Source organism: Polaromonas sp. (genome assembly GCF_016185115.1).
GTDB lineage: Bacteria > Pseudomonadota > Gammaproteobacteria > Burkholderiales > Burkholderiaceae_C > Polaromonas.
The window spans coordinates 435541-452718 of the sequence record NZ_JACPOF010000030.1; the positions used below are offsets into that span (position 1 = coordinate 435541).

Genomic DNA, 17178 nt, shown 5'->3' on the forward strand with positions numbered 1-17178 from the left:
CCGGATTTTACGGGCCGATGGAAACGCCGTGCCCCGCCGGCGCGTCTAGCGATTCAGCCAGGTGATGCTGAGCTGAAGCACCGTGGCAAACATCACCCACAGCAGGTAGGGAATGTTCACATACGCCACCCAGCGTACGCGGTTCCAGATGGCGGTCAGAGCCCAGATCAGCGTGCCCAGCACCAGAAGTATGTCCACCGATGCCAGCATGTTGTTCTTCAGGCCGAACTGTATGGGGGTGTAGGCGGCGTTAAAAACCAGGTTCAGGATAAAGGGCAGCAGCACTGCAAACGGGAGGCGGCGCTTCAGGGTCTTCCACAGCACATATCCAAAGCTGATCGCAATGATGATGTAAAGCACAGTCCACACCGGCCCAAAAACGAATGCGGGTGGTGCAAAGACTGGCTTGATGAGTTGCGCGTACCAGGCTGCGCTTGATGATGCTGAAGTACCGTCCATAAAAATCCAGATTCCTTGGTTGGGGTATATCCCGGTTTTAGCATGACATGTACAGATTGACGATGACAGTCTGCCTGTAGCCCGGTAGGACACAGCCGCATTGCCACGCATCCGCCAGGCGCCCTGTTGCGTATCCCTGAAAGAATCTGTTTGAATCAAGCTGCTCAAGGAAGCCTCATGAACCCGACCACTGCCTGTCAACCTTCTGCTTTTCTCTGGTTGAAACGCCTGGCGCCCGCTGTGGCGCTGCTTTGGCTGCAGGCCTTCACAGTGCCTGCTCATGCACAGGCATTAACCTCCGCCGACGAAAAAAGCGTGCGTACCGTGGTTGAAGGCCAGCTTGCCGCTTTCGCAAAAGACGACGCGAAAAAGGCGTTTTCATTTGCGGCACCCAATGTGCGTGAAGCCGTCGGCAGCGCGCCCGACTTCCTGGCCATGGTGCGCCGCGACTACCCGGTGGTGTACCGCCCCGCGTCCGTCGCCTTCCTCAAGGTTGAGGGCAAGGATGGCGATGCAATCCAGCGCGTGCAGATGCTGGATGCGTCAGGCAACTCGTGGCTGGCGCTCTACAGCCTGGCGCGCCAGAAAGACAAATCCTGGCGCATCACCGGTTGTGTGGTGGTAGAGAACAAGGGCCGGATGGCCTGAGCCCGCCGGCACGTTCATGGGGTCAGTAAGAACCCATGAAGTCCTTCTTGCCGATCTCCACACCGCCCTGGCGCAGCAGGCCGTAAGCCGTGGTGACGTGAAAGAAGAATTGCGGCAGGCCGTAGCTCAGCAGATACGCCTGGCCTGACAAACGCTTTTCTTTCGGGGTGCCGGGGCGCAGCACAATCTCGCGGCTGGCGGCATCGGCAAACAGCCTTTCATCCAGTCCATTGATGAAGTTCAGCACCGTGGTGATGCGGGCCTGCAGGTCTGCGAAGGTTTTTTCGTTATCTTCAAGCTTGGGCACTTCCACGCCAGCCAGCCGCGCAGGCACGCTCTTGGCAAAGTCGGTGGCGACCTGCACCTGCTGGGTCAGCGCAAACATGTCGGGAAAGAGCCGCGCCTGCAGATAGGCGTCGGGGTTGATCTTTTTCTCGGTGGCATGGGCCTCTGCCTTACGCAGCACATCCTGCAGGCCGCCCAGCATCTGTTTGAACACGGGGACGGAGGCTGAATAGATAGAAAAAGTAGCGCTGCTCATAAGGGTCTTTCGGAGGGAGGAGAATGATCGAACAGCAGGGATTCTCGCCCGGTTCGCCGGATGGCGCTGAATGGCTTTCCAATCCCTCGCTGTTACCCTGACGAAACACCCACGCTGGCATACAATTTTTCTTTGCTTCCCCAGGCAGAAAGGCCTCCCATGAACGCCCCTATCCCCAATGCCGCCCTGCAGCCCGTCATGGCCGCCGACCTGGCCGCCCTGCCCCTGATCGAAAAGTGGATCTCCTTTGCCTCGGTCTCGCGCGACAGCAACCTGCCATTGATCGACTGGACCAGGGCGCAGCTTGAAGCGCAAGGCGTTCAGTGCGAAGTCATCCATGACGAAACCGGCAAAAAAGCCAATCTGTGGGCCACCATTCCCGCGGCGAACGGCGAAACCAAAATCGGCGGCCTCGTGCTCTCAGGCCACACCGATGTGGTGCCGGTTGATGGCCAGCCCTGGAACACCGACCCCTTTGTGGCGCAGGTGATTGGCGACAAGCTCTATGGGCGTGGCGTCACCGACATGAAGGCTTTCAGCGCCACCGCGCTCATGATGGTGCCGGAACTCATCAAGCGCAAATTGAAGCACCCGCTTCACTTTGCCTTCAGCTATGACGAGGAAATCGGCTGCATAGGCGTGCGCACCATGATCGCCTGGACGGTCGATCAGGGCTACAAGCCCGCAGGCTGTATTGTCGGCGAGCCGACCGGCATGCAGGTGGTGATTGCACACAAGGGCAAGCATGGCTACAGGACCTCGGTGCGCGGCTTTGAGGCGCATTCATCGCTGACGCCACAGGGCGTGAATGCGGTAGAGATCGCCTGCCGCTTTGTCGCCAACCTGCGCGCCATGCATGAGCGCCTTGCCAAAGAAGGCCCTTTCGACCCGGTATTCGACGTGCCGCACACCACCATACACACCGGCGTGATTGCCGGCGGCACCGCGCTCAACATCATTCCGCGCGATTGCGAGATTGCCTGGGAGATCCGCCACCACCACCTCAACTCGCCGGTCACGCTGTTCAATGAGGCGAAAGAGTTTGCAGACGCCATGATTCCCGCGATGCAGGCCGTTGCGGCAGACACGGGCATCACCCACACGCAGACCTCCGTGCTGCCCGGGTTTTCAACCGATGCAGACAGCGACATCGCACGGCTCTGCTTCAAGTGCGCGGATGTAGACCCCTCAACAGGTGCGGGCAAGGTGTCGTTTGGCACGGAAGCTGCTCTCTTTCACCAGGTTGGCGTGCCCACCATCGTGTGCGGGCCCGGCCACATTGCACAGGCGCACCAGCCCAACGAATGGGTCACGCTGGAGCAACTGGCCTGGTGCGAGCGTTTCATGCGCCGCCTGGGTGACGAAATTTGCGTGAACTGAATCTTTAAAACGACATAACCGGAACCAACGACATGATGCATCGCAGAAACTTTCTGGCCACGGCCACCGCTGCGGCCAGCAGCCTGACATTCGGCGCCGGCACCGCTTTTGCACAGGCCAACCCCAAGGTGGCGCGCATTGTGGTGCCCTTTGCCGCAGGCGGCGTGCAGGATTTGCTGGCCCGCGCCATGAGCACCGAGCTCGGTGTGGCCCTGGGCCAGACCGTCATCATTGACAACCGCCCAGGCGCAGGCGGTACCGTCGGCACAGGTTTTGTGGCCAAGGCCGCGCCCGACAGCAACACCATGGTGCTGGCCGCCGCCAGCCACAACATTGCCGGAACGCTCTACACCAAGCTGGCCTACGACCCGCAAAAAGACTTTGCGCCAATGGCCCATATCGGCACCGCCGACTATGTGCTGATGATTCACCCCGATGTGCCCGCCAAAACCGCAGCCGAATACATACGCCATGCCAAGGCCAACCCCGGCAAGATGAACTACGCCACAGCCGGTGTCGGCAGCGCCACACATTTGTCCATGGCCTACTTCAACGGCATGGCCGGCATTGACGTGGTGCATGTGCCGCTCAAGGCCACCGGCGAAGCCATCAATGAGGTGATCTCCGGCCGCGCACAGGCGGTGATTGCCGCCAGCATTGGCGCGCTGGCCTTTGTCAAGGACAGCCGCATCCGCATCATCGGCGTGACCTCGCCCAAGCGTTCAAAGTATTTGCCCGATGTGCCGACGATTGCCGAGAGCGGCCTGCCTGGCTACCGCTTCGATTCATGGTTCGGCCTGCTGGGCCCGGCAGGAACACCCGCAGCCGATATCAACCGCGTGAATGCGGCGATGGCGAAACTGCTGAAAGACCCGGTCATTCTCGAGCGCCTCGACAAGCAGGGCATTGAGCCGCTGGCCATGAGCAATGCCGATTTCAGCAAGTTGCTCGTGGCCGATTACAAGCGCATGGCGGATGTGGTGAAGGCATCGGGGGCCAAGGTCGAATAAAGACCGCCTGAGCCCGGTCACCGTACTGGCCGTGTGCCTGCGCCGGAAAGAACCTCAGGTTTTTTCCGGCGTCGTCGTTTTGGGCGCCGGCTGCCAGCCCACAAACTGCGGGTAGATGCGTTTGATCACCGTGCCATTGAAATCCCAGGCCATGCATTTGCCCAGGTGCGGCGGCGGCAGGCCTTCCGCCATGCCGCGCATGGTGTGTTTGTTGTCGCGGTGGGCCTGGTAGACCGGTATGGTCTGGTAGGCCGCAGTGGCCATGTTGAAGAGCAATTCGCGCAGGTGCGTGCAGCCCTCAATACCGCCAATGGCTTTTTCAATCGTGTGCCGCCAGCCAGGGCCCATGGTGGCGCCCACCATTTTTTGCATCGGATCTTCTGCTTTCGGGCATTCGGGGAATGGCCGGCTCGCCATCACTGCCGTGATCTCGACAATCTTCATGCTATCGTCAACTGTGGCGCGGATGAACATGTCATGTATGGGCGTACCGGGCGGCATGTCACCACGATCAGGAGTGCTGCTCGCGTAAGCCTTGGTATCCGTCATGCGCGCCTCAAGGTCCCACAGGCCGTCTTCACGCAGGTAACCGTCATAGGAGACCTGCCTGATGTGCAGGTGTTTTCGGGGTTGGGGCGGGGGCAATGGCAAAACCGGGTTCCTCGGAAGTCGTGGCAACCCTCATTTTGACCCAATGCGTGTGGGTGCGTTTATGCGGCGGCGTCCCACAGGCGGCGTGATGCGCTGCTGCTAACTTTGGTTCACCTCATTTCAGGAGCAATGCATGCCCGGAAAATCAAGCCCCACCAACGCAAAAACCGGCGATTCACTCGAAAGTGCCACTGCCTCCACACCCCGCCCGGCCATGGACGATGACCCGGACAACAGCGCCAGCACATTGATCGAGTCCCCCCTGCAGCCCGGTGATACCAGCAAAAAACACGACTTTCCCGAGGGCGGCGGCAGCGGTGGTGCTGAAGCCTGGCGCCGGGGCAAACGGCCAACAGCACCTGCACCCAGATAACCATGAAGCTCGCGACCTTCAACGTCAACGGCATCAAGACGCGCCTGCCCAACCTGCTGGACTGGCTTGCGAAGGAGTCACCCGACATTGTCTGCCTGCAGGAACTGAAAGCACTGGATGGTGTGTTTCCGCACGCCGAATTGCGCGATGCAGGCTATGGCGCGCTGTGGAAAGGCCAAAAATCATGGAACGGTGTGGCGATACTTGCCAAAGACGCTGACCCGGTAGAGATACGCCGTGAGCTGCCCGGCGACCCGGCTGATGACCAGAGCCGCTATCTTGAAGCTGCGGTCAACGGCCTCATCGTCGCCTGCCTTTATTTGCCCAACGGCAATCCGCAGCCCGGCCCAAAGTTTGACTACAAGCTGGCCTGGTTCAGGCGCTTTCACACACACGCACTCTCGCTCTGCGAGTCTGGCCACCCGGTAGCGCTGGCCGGTGACTTCAATGTGGTGCCGACCGACTTTGACATCTACAACCCGAAGTCATGGCTCAAAGACGCGCTGCTGCAACCTGAAAGCCGGGCAGCCTACGCAAAGCTGCTCAAGCAGGGCTGGACGGACAGCCTGCGCCACCTGCATCCCGATGAACGCGTCTATACCTTCTGGGATTATTTCCGCCAGCACTGGCAGAAGAACTCTGGCCTGCGCATAGACCACATATTGCTCAACGCAGAGCTTGCGCCGCGATTGAAATCAGCCGGTGTGGATGCATGGGTGCGTGGTGAGGAGCATGCCAGCGACCATGCGCCCGTGTGGGTGGAATTGAACAAGGCCACATCGACAAAAACGCGGGCTTCGGGCAAAAACAAAGCGGGGGCGAAACAATCGTCATAGACCCCCGCTCCCGAACAAATCGCCCCTCACGCGCGAAGTATGGCTTCTCCGGTACGAGGATTGCTCAGCGTCACGTTTTCCAGCGCCCGGATACGCCATGCCTCCTCCCGCTTCGTCAACACCGCCATGATCAGCGTATCTACTACATGCGGCCCCGCCGGATGGGCCGCGCCTGCTTTCAGGCGGCTCCATAAATGAACCACGGCCACGTTTTCGGCAAGAAGATTGAGGTCTATCAGCTCGTTGTCCAGCGCGGAGTCAACGTAAATAGTCTGGTGTATGGGCGCATGCAGCGCCACGATTGCATCCACCCCGCGAACGTAGTGCCCGAACCGGTTCACAAAAGTGGCGTCTTCCTCGAACAGGCTGCCAAAGGCGCGCATGTCGTGGGCGTTCCATGCGGCCTGGAATGATGCGGCGATGTCGCCCGGCGTGTTGATGCCGCTCATCGGAAAAATCAGCGCTTCGGGGGCTCGCCCCCCATGCCCCGCCCGCCATCTGCAGGGCGGCAAGCCAGGGGAGGAGTACCGCCAGCGGCAGCGCCAGACGCGCCGCCTTGCGGCATTGGCGCAACGGCGGGCGGGCCTGAGCAGGTACCGCGGCGTTTTTCTCCACCCCTGCCGGTAAAGCTGCAGGCGGCCGCGGCCGGGAGGCCCTGACATGCGGCAACGGCCTCGGGCGGGGGTCCGGGGCGGCGCTCACCGCCGCCCGGGCCACCGCCCGACCCACCAGTCGGCTGCGCAAAGGCGGTGCCGGCTGCCAGGCCAATGCCCATTACAGCCCACATGCAACAACGCTGAATGGCTCCTCTCATGATGTCCTCCTGTGTTGTAGAAGGACTTATTTAAAGACAGCGCTGCGCGCATGTCCAGATTGCGGCGCGGGCTTTACCCAACAATTACGAAGCAACGGACACACCAAAGGGCTGGTGCGTCAGGGGCTTGCGCCATGCCCGCATTTCCGATTCGCATGATGTGTATGCCGGAAGTCCATTGGACTGCGGCATGCCACTTCACTAGCATTGCCTCTACCCATACAGGTCGAAACAAACAAAACACGCACGGCAAATCAGGGAGATGACATGTATGGGTGGTGCCGGCGTACGCATGCAAAACGCATTGCCGGGCTGACAAAAAAACATCGACGGAGACATCAACATGCAATCACTACGACAACAAATGCTGCGACGCCTGCTGGGCACACTCGCCATCACATCCATCTGCTGCCTGCCCATGATGGCGTCGGCGCAAACCATACTCAAGGCATCGCCATTCGGCCCGCCCAACCACCTGCTGACCCAAAAAATCCTGCTCGGCTGGGCTGCTTCGGTGAACACGGCCACCGAAGGCCGCGTGAAGGTGGAACTGCTGCCCGCACCGATTGCACCGCCACCGGCCATCCTCGATGCCATCACCAATGGCGCTGCCGATGTGTCGCTGATGTCCAATGGCGCGCTGACCCGCAAGCTGACGCTCAATTCGATGGTGGAGTTTGCAGGTCAGACGCCCAATTCTGAAAAAGCTTCTGCCGCCTACCAGGCCATCGTGCAGAAATACCCGGCCTTCGCCGCAGAGTACGGCAATGTGCAGTTGCTGGGAGTGTTCACGCACGGGCCGGGCGTGCTGCTGCTGGGCAGCAGCGGCGTCGCCGGCCAGGATGATTTTTCGAAACTCACCATCAATGCAGGTGGCGCCGGTGGCCGTGCCGTGGCCATGGACCTGGGCGCCAGGCCCTCAATGTCGCCACACCCGCCCCGGCTGGAAGTGCTGGCACCCGGACAGGCCGATGCCACCGTGACGACCATCGACTCCTACGGCCTCTTCAACCTGTCAGAAGCCGTGAAAGGGGTGGTCACGCTGCCCGGCGGTTTTTACACCGCTGGTTTTGCGATGGCCGCCAACTCTGCAAAGTGGAAGACGCTGGAGCCGCGCGACCAGGCGGCCATCCTGAAAGTCTCCGGCCCGGTGCTGGCGCAACTGGCGGGCAAGGCCTGGGACCAGGGCGATGGGGATGCCACTGCAAAAATCCGCAGCGCAGGTGTGCCGATGTCCACGCTGTCGGCAGCGCAGGTGGCCCGCCTGACGGCAGCCGGTGAACAGCGCAAGAAAGCCTGGCTGGAAAGTGCAGGCCCGAACGCCAGGGATGCGGAAGCTGCGCTGGCCGAGTACCGCGCTGACGTGTCTAGGCGCTGACCAGCAGTTCAGCGGATGAGGGCGCTGGCGCGTGCAACGCAGCGGCCAGCCACTCATCGATCAGCAGCGGGTCATTGATGGTCTTGAGCGACTGGTAAGCAGCCTCTGCTTCAGGAAAGCGCCTGCGCAAAAAATTCAGCCACTGCTTGAGCCTGCCGGCCTGCGAGCGCCTGTCAAGACGCGTGCAGACAATGTGCCAGAACTGCGCCACCAGGGGCAGCAGCGATGGCCATGACACACCGGCATGCGCCTCACCGCGCATGTCGGCCTGAATCGCCATGCCCAAGCCGGGGTTGACGACAGCACCACGGCCAATCATCAGCATATCGCAGCCTGAGACCTCGCGGCAGCGGCGCGCGTCTTCAACCGTCCAGATTTCGCCATTGGCCACGACGGGAATGTTCACCACGGCGCGAATGTCTGCAATGCGTTCCCAGTAAGCCGGTGGCCGGTAGGCCTGCGCCTTGGTGCGTGCATGCACCACCAGTTCACCGGCACCGCCATCAGCAATGGCCTGCGCGCATTCGAGTGCACGCGAGTCGTCGCTGTAGCCCAGCCGCATCTTGGCCGACACCGGCATGTGTGCGGGCACCGCGCGCCGCACGGCACTGACCACCCTGAACAAACTCTCGGGCTCACGCAGCATCGACGCGCCGCCGCCATGGCGGTTGACCACCGCAGCGGGGCAACCGAAGTTGAGGTCTATGCCGGCCGGGCCAAGACTTGCCAATCGTGCAGCGTTTTCAGCCATGCATGCAGGGTCGGAGCCCAGCAGTTGCGCGCGTACGGGCACGCCGGCAAAGGTGCGGCCGCCGTTGTGCAGCTCGGGCACGATGCGGGTGAAGACACGCTCGGGCAGCAACTGGTCGGTGATGCGTATGAACTCGGAGACGCAGCGGTCAATGCCGCCTACGCGGGTGAGGATGTCGCGCAGAACAAAATCAAGCAGGCCCTCCATCGGGGCGAGAAGAACAGTTGCGCGCGGCTCCATCTGCATGCGGACACTCTTTATTTCGCAGCCAGCCGCCAGAGCGATGTCACTTCTGCCGCGCGTGCCGCATGCAGCGCATCGGTGGCATCCGCCGCCTTGGGGTGATGAGGCGTTGCGTCAAGTCGGTCTATTACCTTCAGGCCGGCCGCATCAATCGCAGCCAGCAGCCACTCGCGCGTGCGCAGCCCCAGGTGCTCGGCAATGTCCGACAGGATCAGCCAGCCCTCACCTTTGGGTTCGAGGTGCGCAGCCAGACCGTTGAGGAAGCCCAGCAGCATGCGGCTGTCTTCGTCATACACCGCGTGCTCGATCGGCGAGCCCGGGCGCGCAGGCAGCCAGGGCGGGTTGCAGACAATGATGTGGGCCTTGCCTTCAGGGAAGAGGTTGGCCTCGCGCACCTCAATCTGCGGAAAGCCCAGGCGCTTGAGGTTGTCGCGTGCACAGGCCAGCGCACGCGGGTCCTGGTCGGTCGCCACCACGCGCTGCACACCACTGCGCAGCGCCAGCACAGCGGCCAGCACGCCGGTGCCGGTGCCGATGTCAAAACCCGTCAGGTCATCAAGCCCTTCGGGCACAGGCGCCTGCGCGACCAGGTCTATGTATTCACCCCGCACCGGCGAGAACACGCCGTAGTGCGGATGCACGCGGTTGTGCGGGCCGTCTTCGCCCAGCGCAGGAATCGGCACGCCCTTGCGCCGCCATTCATGCGAGCTGATAAAGCCCATAAGCTCGCGCAGCGATGCGACTGATGTGCCGCCTTCTTTCGAAGGACCCCATGCTTCAGCGCAAGCCTTTTTCGCATCGGGCGCGCGGCGCAGCGGAATGCTGTAGTCCGCATCAAACGGAATCAGCACCATGCCCAGCACGCGCGCGCGCTGCGCCTGCGCCTGGCGGTGCAGGTGAAAGGCTTCCGGGAAGACCGGCGCCGGCACTTCAGCTGGCGCGTCCGACTCACCCGCCTTGTGGCGTTTGGTGCGTTTGGGTTTGGCGGGTTTGTCCACACGCCGCGCTATGGCCTGCAGAAGCAGGCGCGCGTTCTGGTAATCACCGCGCCATAGCAGGCCAGTGCCTTCGCAGGCCAGCCGGTAGGCCGTATCTGCCGCCATGCTGTCGTCGGCAATCACCACCTTTTTGGGCGGGTTCGCGCCGCGCTCGGACCGCCAGCGCGCAGAACGCGCCTCGCCCGCCTCTGTCCAGTGGATGGTTGAAGGCTCTGACGGTGAGGTGGCGGGAACGGGCTTTGAAACGGGCATCTGGGGCTAACCTGGTAACTTCTAAAAGGGGAACCGGGTGTTTTAACAGATGCGGGGCAACCAGACTTGCCTGATGCCCCTGAAAACGGCCCGCAAAGCCCAAAACCTGTTCAGTTCCCAGCGTAATGCGCGCCAGCAATCACAAACGGCAGCACCAGCTCGGGAATCAGGTAAGCCAGCCAGACTGCAGTGGGTTTGGGCAGACCGACTTTGGCAATTGACACCAGCCGGCCAATGCCACCGAGCAGAATGCCCAGTGAGAGCAGGTAAACCAAAAACCCCTGCTGGAGAATCGTGACGCCCGCCCACAGACAGATCAGCCCCGTTGCCAGATAAACGCCCGCCATAAAGCGGTGAACGTTGTCCAGCCGGGGCGAGGTGTCAGGCTGGCCGAGAACCATCTGCAGGACACCGCCGAAGATGGCGATGGCTGCTACGAGGAAAAGGCCTATCTGGGCGATGTGCTGGCTGATGGTCATGGCAATTCCCCTGGAAAGATGCTGCCACTTATAGCAGCCTCCAGCGTAATTACCCGCCCGTTCCACTCGCGCAGCTGCAATGACCAACCGGCATCCGCTTCTCATTTGCTATCAATTAAATAGCTGCTCACGCCCATATTTAAAGGGCTGGAGGCCAATTTGATGCCTGAAAACGGCCCAAAACCCGGTTTTTGGGCCGTTTTTCGACGTGGGCGGGGATTTTAAAACCCCCATTTTTTGTATTAATGCATCATAAATAAAGCATTAATTACTTAACGATTCATTTATGATTCATTAAGTATTCGCCAAGCGGGGGATGGCCCAAAGACTCAAACCCAGCCGCCGCCCAGCGCGCGGATCAGTCCCACTGTCGCCAGGTATTGCGCAGACTTGACCTGCAGCGCCTGCCGCCGGTTGCGTAGCTCGCTGCGCTGGGCGTCCAGCAGTTCGAGCTGGCTGACGTAACCATTGCGGTAACGCGAACCGGACAGCAGTGTGGCGCGGCTGCTGGCATCCACCGAGCGTGACTGGGCTTCTGACTGTTCGGCCAGCAGGCGCAGGGCCGCCAGCTGGTCTTCGACATCGCGAAAGGCGACCAGTACCTGCTCGCGGTAATTGGCCAGCGCAATGCTCAGGTCTGCATTGGCGCCCTGCACGCCCGCCTCGCGGCGGCCCCCGTCGAAAATCGGCAACGACAGCAGCGCGCCTATGCCCCATGCCTGGGTCGAGAGCTTGAACAAGTCCTTGATGTCTGGCGCTGCATACCCGCCGTTTGCTGTGAGCGAGAAGGTCGGGAACCACGCGGTTTTGGCCACGCCGACTCTCGCCTGCGTCGCCTGCATGCTGTTCTGCGCCGCAGCAACATCGGGCCGGCGCGTGAGCACGGTGCTGGGCACGCCGGCAGGAATCACCGGCAAGGCGGTAGACCAGGCCGTGGGAGCCACGGCAAAGTTTGAAGGGACCTCACCGACCAGCACGGCCAGCGCGTGTTCCAGAACGGCGCGGCGCTGGTCCAGCGCCAGGGCTTCAGATTCAGTCGATGCGGCTTCGCTGCGCACACGCGCCACGTCCAGCTCGGCAACATCGCCTTCCCTGAAGCGCACCTCGGTCAGGCGCAGCGTGTTCTGGTAGGCCAGCAGCGTGCCACGTACCAGCTCGCGTTCCGTGTCGAGTGCGCGCAGGCTGAGGTAGGTCTGCGCCACGTCGGCCTGCACCAGCAACTGCGTGCTGCGCAGAAGCGCTTCGCGCGAGGCGGCATCGAGCGATGCAGCATTGGACGCGCCTGAGAGCTTGCCGAACAGGTCAACTTCATACGACAGGTTCGCGCCCGCACTCACCACGGTTTGCGCGACGTTGCCGGTCGTTGAATTGCGCTGCCGCGTGGCGCCTGCGCCGATGCCGAGCTGCGGAAAGCGGTTGGCACCGATCTGCCCTGCCAGAGCACGGGCTTGTGCCAGACGGCCCGCGGCCACCTGCAAGCTGTTGTTGTTGCCGTTGGCCCTGTCAATGAGGCCGTCAAGCACAGGGTCGGCGAAGACCTTCCACCATAGGCCCTGCACCTGGGGCTGTGCGGGGTTGGTGCTCACTGCACCGGCGTTTTCCTTGAAGGCGGCGGGTGCGGCGGGCACATTGCTGGTGTCAACGACTGCAGAGGTGGCGCAACCGGCCAGCACCAGGGCCATGACGAGCGGCGCAAGGCGGGTGCGCAGTGTTGAATAAGTGTGGTTCATGGTGAACTCCTTTTCTTTCAATCAGTTCTTCATTCGTGTTGTTTGAGGGGCGCTGCAGGTTGTGCATGCAACGCACCGCCGCCACTCGAACCGATGGCCTGTTCGATGTGCGGCACCTCGCCATGCAGTTTGAGCTGGCGGTTGCCCGTCATGGCGCGCAGGGCGACGTAGAAGACTGGCGTGAGGAAGAGGCCGAAGGCCGTCACGCCAATCATTCCCGAGAACACTGCCACACCCATGGCAGAGCGCATCTCTGCACCCGCGCCGGTCGAGAGCACCAGCGGCAACACACCCATGACAAAGGCCAGCGATGTCATCAGGATGGGGCGAAGGCGAAGGCGGCTGGCTTCAATCGCGGCCTGCACCGGTGTGCGGCCTGCAAACTCCAGCTCGCGCGCAAACTCGACGATCAGGATCGCGTTCTTCGCCGAGAGCCCCACCAGCACCATCAGCCCGATCTGCGTGAAGACGTTGTTCTCGCCACCCGAGATCCACACACCCGTCATCGCAGCCAGCAGGCTCATGGGCACGATCAGGATGATCGCAATCGGCAGCGTCAGGCTTTCATACTGCGCAGCCAGCACCAGGAAGACCAGCAATATCGCCAGCGGGAACACCAGCACCGCAGAGTTGCCTGCCAGTATTTCCTGGTAGGTCAGCTCGGTCCATTCAAAGCTGATGCCCTTGGGCAGCGTCTCGGCAGCGATGCGTTCAATCGCAGCCTGTGCCTGGCCTGATGAATAGCCCGGCGCAGGGCCGCCGCTGACATCAGCAGAGAGATAGCCGTTGTAACGCATGGCACGCTCGGGGCCAAAGCTGGGCTGCACCTTCATCAGCGCCGACAGCGGCACCATCTCGCCGGTGGTCGAGCGCACCTTGAGCAGGCCCACGTCTTCAGCCCGGGCACGGTAGGCCGCGTCGGCCTGCACACGCACGCTGTAGGTACGGCCGAACTTGTTGAAGTCGTTGGCGTACAGACTGCCGAGGTAAATCTGCATGGTGTCGAAAATGTCGGTCACCGGCACTTTCAGCTGGCGTGCCTTGGCGCGGTCGATGTCGGCGTAAAGCTGCGGCACGTTGACCTGCCAGCTGGTGAAGGTGCCGGCAATCTCGGGCGCCTGCGCCACCTTGGCCATGAAGGCCTTGACCGCACCATCCATCGCGTCATAGCCCAGCGATGCGCGGTCCTCCAGCTGCAGCTTGAAGCCGCCCGTGGTGCCCAGGCCTTCGACCGGTGGCGGCGGGAACATCACGATGAACGCGTCCTGGATGTTGCCAAAAGCCTGGTTCAACTGGCCGGCCACGGCGCCGCCACTCTGGTCCTTGTGCGTGCGCTCGGCAAAAGGCTTGAGCGTGGCAAACACAATGCCGGAGTTAGAGCTGTTGGTGAACCCATTGATCGACAGGCCGGGGAAGGCAATCGCATCTTCCACGTTAGGGTTCTTCTTCATGATGTCGCCCATGCGCTGTATCACGTCTTCGGTACGGTCCAGCGTGGCGCCATCAGGCAGCTGCGCAAAACCGATCAGGTACTGTTTGTCCTGCGCGGGGACAAAACCGCCCGGCACCAGCTTGAAGATACCGACCGTCGCAGCCACCAGCACCAGATACAGCGCCAGCATCATGCTCTTGCGCGAGATCGCGCTTTTGACACCTGTGCTGTAGTTGGCAGCGCCGCGGCTGAAGAGGCGGTTAAAGCCCGCGAAGAAGCGGCCGAAGACCTTGTCCATGCCGCGTGTCAGCGCGTCTTTGGGTGCGTCATGGCTCTTGAGCAGCAAGGCGGCCAGTGCGGGCGACAGCGTCAATGAGTTGATGGCAGAGATAACGGTCGAGATCGCAATCGTCACGGCAAACTGGCGGTAGAACTGGCCGGTCAGGCCGCTGATAAAAGCCAGCGGCACAAACACGGCGACCAGCACCAGCGCAATCGCAATGATGGGGCCGGACACCTCCCGCATGGCGCGGTAAGTCGCCTCGCGCGGGCTCAGGCCGTCTTCAATATTTCGCTCGACGTTCTCGACCACCACGATGGCGTCATCGACCACGATGCCAATCGCCAGCACCAGCCCGAAGAGGCTGAGCGCGTTGATTGAAAAGCCCAGCAGGTGCAGCACGGCAAAGGTGCCGATCACAGACACCGGCACGGCCAGCAGAGGAATAATGGAGGCGCGCCAGGTCTGCAAAAACAGAATGACGACCAGCACCACCAGCGCAATCGCTTCCAGCAGGGTGTGGATCACCGAGCTGATGGAGGCGCGCACAAACTGCGTCGGGTCATAGGCGATGCGGTATTCCACGCCCTCGGGCATGTTCTTCGACAACTCTTCCATGGTCTTGCGAACCGCATCTGAAATCTCAAGCGAGTTCGAACCGGGTGCTTGGAACACACCCATGCCGACGGCCTGTTTGTTATTGAGTAGTGAACGAAGTGCGTAGTCAGCAGCGCCCAGTTCCAGCCGCGCAATGTCGCGCAGGCGGGTGATGGCGCCGTCAGCACCGGTCTTGACGATGATGTCGCCGAACTCTTCCTCGTTCTGCAGACGCCCCTGTGCGTTGATGGACAGCTGCATGTCCACACCCGCCAGACCAGGGGATGCACCCACCACGCCCGCCGCAGCCTGGATGTTCTGGCCGCGGATGGCCGCAACCACATCGCTGGCCGAGAGGCCGCGCTGTGCGACTTTTTGCGGGTCAAGCCAGACGCGCATCGAATAGTCACCGCCACCAAAAATCTGTACCTGGCCCACGCCCTGGATGCGTGCGAGGCGATCTTTCACATTCAGCACCGCGTAGTTGCGCAGGTAGTTGATGTCATACCTGTCGTTGGGCGACACGAGGTGCACCACCATCGTGATGTTGGGCGCGCTCTTGACGGTGGCAACACCGAGGCGGCGCACCTCTTCAGGCAGGCGCGGCTCGGCCTGCGAGACGCGGTTCTGCACCATCTGCTGCGCCTTGTCGGGGTCGGTGCCCAGCTTGAAGGTCACGGCCAGCGTCATCACGCCATCGGTGGTGGCCTGGCTATTCATGTAGAGCATGCCTTCAACGCCGTTGATGGATTCCTCCAGCGGCGTGGCCACCGTTTCGGCAATCACCTTGGGGTTGGCGCCGGGGTACTGGGCACGCACGACGATGGTGGGCGGCGCGACTTCCGGGTATTCGGAAATCGGCAAACCACGCAGCGCGACCAGCCCGGCAATCAGCATCAACAGCGAGAGCACGCCGGCAAAAATGGGCCGGTCAATGAAAAATTTGGAAAGATTCATGGCAGTTCTTCTTGGTTCTGTGACGTGACTGTCATTGCGGACCTGATCCGCAATCCATGACCCGACTGACTGCTTGCAGCACTGAAGGGGATGGATCCCGGATCGAGTCCGGGATGACAGAGGGCGTTACTTTTGTGCGACCTTGATGGCCTTGTCGGCATTCGAGAGTTCGGCCTTGGCCGTCATCTCGACCACCTGTGGCGCAACCAGTGCACCCGGGCGTATGCGCTGCAGGCCGTTGACGACGATGCGTTCATTCGCGGCCAGCCCGCTCTTGATGACACGCAGGCCATTGACCGATGCGCCCAGCGTCACTTCGCGGTAGGCTGCCTTGTTGTCTGCGCCCACCACCATCACAAACTTCTTGTTCTGGTCGGTGCCGACCGCACGCTCGTTGATGAGCAGCGCGCTGGCCTTCGTCGCCTGGCCCATGCGGATGCGCGCGAACTGGCCCGGCATCAACTGGCCGTCCTTGTTGTCGAACACGGCGCGGGCGCGCACAGTGCCGCTTCTGGCATCGACCTGGTTGTCGACCAGTTGCAGCCGGCCTTCAAACGGTGTGTCGCTGCTGGCCGAGGTACCCATCTGGACGGGTATGCGTTCCAGCTTGCGGTCGCCGCCGGCGCTTACGTCTTTCAGTGCTTTCGCCACCACCTGCTCATCAGCTTCAAAGCTGGCATAGATGGGGCTGACGGAGACCAGCGTGGTCAGCACTGGAGCGCCCGGCCCTGCCGCGACAAGATTGCCGACGGTGACTTCCAGCTTGCCGACGCGGCCTGATACAGGCGCGCGCACCTGCGTGTAGCCCATGCTCAGCTGCGCGGTTTGCAGTGCGGCCTGAGCGGCGCGCAGGTTGGCATCGGCCTCGCGCTGGCCATTCACGCGTTCATCGAACTCGCGTTTTGAGATCGCCTGCTCGCTCCACAGGCGCTGCGACCTGTCCTGCTCGCCCCTGGCCTGCGCACCCTTGGCCTGCGCAGCAGCAACCTGCGCTTCAGCGCGCTGCACGTCGGCGGCGTAAGGCGCAGGGTCAATCGTCAGGAGCAGGTCGCCCTTTTTGACGAGTGCCCCTTCACGAAAGTGCACGGCCTGTATGGTGCCCGCCACACGCGAGCGGATATCGACGCGCTCGACGGCTTCAAGCCGGCCCGAGAACTCCTCCCAGGCGGCGACATCACTTTGCACGACCGTGGCAACGGAAACCGGCGTGGCGGGGGCTTCGGCAGGAGCCGGTTGTGCACGCGAACCGGTGACGCCGAAGATGGCTGCAGTGACGCCCGTCAGGGCGAATACGGCGATGACAATGGCCAGCAGGCGGCGTTTTGGGGTATGAAGGCGAATGGTTTGCATGATGGTCTGGTCCCTGAAA

The 17178-nt window shown here is 61.9% G+C and carries 17 protein-coding genes; 6 read left to right on the plus strand and 11 right to left on the minus strand.

Annotation, left to right across the window (positions count from 1 at the left end; translation table 11 throughout):
- Positions 1-45: 45 nt before the first annotated feature.
- Positions 46-459 (minus strand): TspO/MBR family protein, encoded by a 414-nt coding sequence (locus HYX42_RS23035; RefSeq protein WP_293407654.1) that lies wholly within the window; start codon positions 457-459, stop codon positions 46-48.
- A 177-nt stretch (positions 460-636) separates the two neighbouring features.
- Between HYX42_RS23035 and HYX42_RS23040 the strand changes: the two genes are divergently transcribed.
- Positions 637-1107 carry a DUF4864 domain-containing protein gene (locus HYX42_RS23040; RefSeq protein ID WP_293407656.1) on the plus strand — a complete coding sequence of 157 codons (471 nt, stop codon included), beginning with the start codon at positions 637-639 and terminating at the stop codon, positions 1105-1107.
- A gap of 22 nt (positions 1108-1129) precedes the next feature.
- Here HYX42_RS23040 and HYX42_RS23045 read toward each other — a convergent pair whose 3' ends face one another.
- Positions 1130-1648, minus strand: a complete 519-nt coding sequence (locus HYX42_RS23045) for a DUF1993 family protein (RefSeq protein WP_293407658.1) — start codon at positions 1646-1648, stop codon at positions 1130-1132.
- A 159-nt stretch (positions 1649-1807) separates the two neighbouring features.
- Between HYX42_RS23045 and argE the strand changes: the two genes are divergently transcribed.
- Together argE and HYX42_RS23055 are read left to right on the plus strand one after the other, a co-directional pair.
- Entirely contained in the window at positions 1808-3028 is a 1221-nt protein-coding gene (gene argE, locus HYX42_RS23050) for an acetylornithine deacetylase (protein ID WP_293407660.1), read from the plus strand.
- A gap of 32 nt (positions 3029-3060) precedes the next feature.
- Positions 3061-4038, plus strand: coding sequence for a tripartite tricarboxylate transporter substrate binding protein (locus HYX42_RS23055; RefSeq protein ID WP_293407662.1), 978 nt, complete (start codon positions 3061-3063; stop codon positions 4036-4038).
- Positions 4039-4092: 54 nt separating this feature from the next.
- Here HYX42_RS23055 and HYX42_RS23060 read toward each other — a convergent pair whose 3' ends face one another.
- A complete protein-coding gene (locus HYX42_RS23060) occupies positions 4093-4689 on the minus strand; it encodes a DUF2889 domain-containing protein (protein ID WP_293407664.1) in 597 nt (198 codons plus the stop codon).
- 133 nt (positions 4690-4822) lie between these two features.
- Here HYX42_RS23060 and HYX42_RS23065 point away from each other — a divergent pair, with 133 nt between their 5' ends.
- Together HYX42_RS23065 and xth are read left to right on the plus strand one after the other, a co-directional pair.
- Positions 4823-5062: a hypothetical protein gene (locus HYX42_RS23065; protein WP_293407666.1), complete on the plus strand. Its 240-nt coding sequence runs from the start codon at positions 4823-4825 to the stop codon at positions 5060-5062.
- Positions 5063-5064: 2 nt separating this feature from the next.
- Complete coding sequence (gene xth / locus HYX42_RS23070) at positions 5065-5898, plus strand: exodeoxyribonuclease III (RefSeq protein WP_293407668.1); 834 nt, start codon at positions 5065-5067, stop codon at positions 5896-5898.
- Between the two features lie 26 nt (positions 5899-5924).
- Here xth and HYX42_RS23075 read toward each other — a convergent pair whose 3' ends face one another.
- Complete coding sequence (locus HYX42_RS23075) at positions 5925-6347, minus strand: SgcJ/EcaC family oxidoreductase (RefSeq protein ID WP_293407670.1); 423 nt, start codon at positions 6345-6347, stop codon at positions 5925-5927.
- A gap of 8 nt (positions 6348-6355) precedes the next feature.
- Positions 6356-6712 carry a hypothetical protein gene (locus tag HYX42_RS23080; RefSeq protein ID WP_293407671.1) on the minus strand — a complete coding sequence of 119 codons (357 nt, stop codon included), beginning with the start codon at positions 6710-6712 and terminating at the stop codon, positions 6356-6358.
- A 343-nt stretch (positions 6713-7055) separates the two neighbouring features.
- Between HYX42_RS23080 and HYX42_RS23085 the strand changes: the two genes are divergently transcribed.
- A complete protein-coding gene (locus HYX42_RS23085) occupies positions 7056-8090 on the plus strand; it encodes a hypothetical protein (protein WP_293407672.1) in 1035 nt (344 codons plus the stop codon).
- Here HYX42_RS23085 and HYX42_RS23090 read toward each other — a convergent pair.
- The 6 genes from HYX42_RS23090 to HYX42_RS23115 form a co-directional block, all read right to left on the minus strand.
- Positions 8080-9087 (minus strand): tRNA-dihydrouridine synthase, encoded by a 1008-nt coding sequence (locus tag HYX42_RS23090; protein ID WP_293407674.1) that lies wholly within the window; start codon positions 9085-9087, stop codon positions 8080-8082. The genes HYX42_RS23085 and HYX42_RS23090 overlap by 11 nt on opposite strands.
- Before the next feature lie 11 nt (positions 9088-9098).
- Complete coding sequence (locus HYX42_RS23095; RefSeq protein ID WP_293407676.1) at positions 9099-10334, minus strand: class I SAM-dependent methyltransferase; 1236 nt, start codon at positions 10332-10334, stop codon at positions 9099-9101.
- Between the two features lie 110 nt (positions 10335-10444).
- Complete coding sequence (locus HYX42_RS23100) at positions 10445-10813, minus strand: DUF4345 family protein (RefSeq protein WP_293407678.1); 369 nt, start codon at positions 10811-10813, stop codon at positions 10445-10447.
- Positions 10814-11142: 329 nt separating this feature from the next.
- The gene (locus HYX42_RS23105; RefSeq protein WP_293407680.1) at positions 11143-12543 is read right to left on the minus strand and encodes an efflux transporter outer membrane subunit; all 1401 of its coding nucleotides are present in this window, start codon (positions 12541-12543) and stop codon (positions 11143-11145) included.
- 29 nt (positions 12544-12572) lie between these two features.
- A complete protein-coding gene (locus tag HYX42_RS23110) occupies positions 12573-15809 on the minus strand; it encodes an efflux RND transporter permease subunit (protein WP_293407683.1) in 3237 nt (1078 codons plus the stop codon).
- Between the two features lie 126 nt (positions 15810-15935).
- Positions 15936-17159, minus strand: coding sequence for an efflux RND transporter periplasmic adaptor subunit (locus HYX42_RS23115; protein WP_293407685.1), 1224 nt, complete (start codon positions 17157-17159; stop codon positions 15936-15938).
- Positions 17160-17178 lie beyond the last annotated feature (19 nt).